Origin of the sequence: Hydrogenophaga sp. 70-12, from assembly GCF_001897365.1 — a bacterium.
GTDB classification, from domain to species: domain Bacteria; phylum Pseudomonadota; class Gammaproteobacteria; order Burkholderiales; family Burkholderiaceae_C; genus Hydrogenophaga; species Hydrogenophaga borbori.
Map to the genome: position 1 here is coordinate 1 of NZ_MKSS01000320.1, position 1,297 is coordinate 1,297.

General features: G+C 72.3%; 1 protein-coding gene. It reads left to right on the forward strand.

All coding sequences use genetic code 11. The features are described 5' to 3' along the window. Positions 1–240 precede the first annotated feature (240 nt). Positions 241–1,297: M20/M25/M40 family metallo-hydrolase (locus tag BGO22_RS16880; protein ID WP_286851869.1), on the forward strand; the 1,057-nt coding region annotated here is incomplete at its 3' end.

Below are 1,297 nucleotides of genomic sequence, written 5' to 3' on the forward strand. Positions count from 1 at the left end.
ACCAGCTCGACCAGATGACGCAGCAGAACGCGGCGCTGGTGGAGCAGAGCGCGGCCGCCGCTCAGAGCCTGAAGGAGCAGGCCGAGCAGCTCGCCCTGGTGGTCGGCCGCTTCCGTACCACAGCTTGAGGAAACGGCCGCGCGGCGACGTCGCGCGGCGCCGCTCCTGCCTATACTCCCCCCAGGGTTCACCTGGGAGGGGCAGCGTGCCCACACCGGGGCGATCCCGATGGAGATCGCCATGAACGCCCGCCTGCCTCAGCCGCTGCCGCTCGACGCGGCGGCCCTGCAATCCCATGTCGATGCCAGCTGGCGCGATCGCATCGTGCCCGCGCTGCTCGACTACGTGGCCGTCCCGGCCAAATCCCCCGCATTCGACGCCGACTGGGCCGCCCACGGCCTGCTCGAGCGTGTGCTGCAATCGGCCGCCGACTGGGTGAGCGCGCAGCGCGTGCCCGGGCTGCGGCTGGAGATCGTGCGCCTGAACGACGCGCACGGCCGCCCGCGCACGCCGGTGCTGTTCTTCGAGCTGCCGGCCAGCGCGGGCCAGGACGGCACCCCCGCCCCGGCCTCGGGCCAGACCGTGCTGATGTATGGCCACCTGGACAAGCAGCCCGAGTTCACCGGCTGGCGCAGCGACCTGGGCCCCTGGACGCCCAAGATCGACGACGGCAAGCTCTATGGCCGCGGTGGCGCCGACGACGGCTACGCGGTTTACGCCAGCGTGGCAGCGATCCAGGCCATTCAGGCGCAGGGCGCGGCGCATCCGCGCATCGTGGGGATCATCGAGACCTGCGAGGAAAGCGGCTCCGGCGACCTGCTGCCCTACGTGGACGCCCTGCGGCCGCGCCTGGGCGACGTGGGCCTGGTGATCTGCCTGGACAGCGGCGCCGGTAACTACGACCAGCTCTGGCTCACCACCAGCCTGCGCGGCATGGCCGCCGGTGTGCTCAAGGTCGAGGTCCTCACCGAGGGCATCCACTCGGGCGACGCCTCGGGCCTGGTGCCCTCGAGCTTTCGCATCATGCGCCAGGTGCTGGACCGGCTGGAGGACAGCGCCACCGGCCGCCTGCTGCCCGCCAGCTTCCACTGCGAGGTGCCGGCCGAGCGGCTGGAGCAGGCGCGCGCCACCGCCGCCATCCTGGGCGACGAGATCTACAAGCGCTTCCCCTGGGCCCACCACGACTGCGGCGGCAGCACCCTGTTCGCCCTGCCCACCACCACCGACCCGGTGGAGGCCCTGATCAACCGCACCTGGCGCCCCACGCTGAGCGTCACCGGCGCCGAGGGCTTTCCCG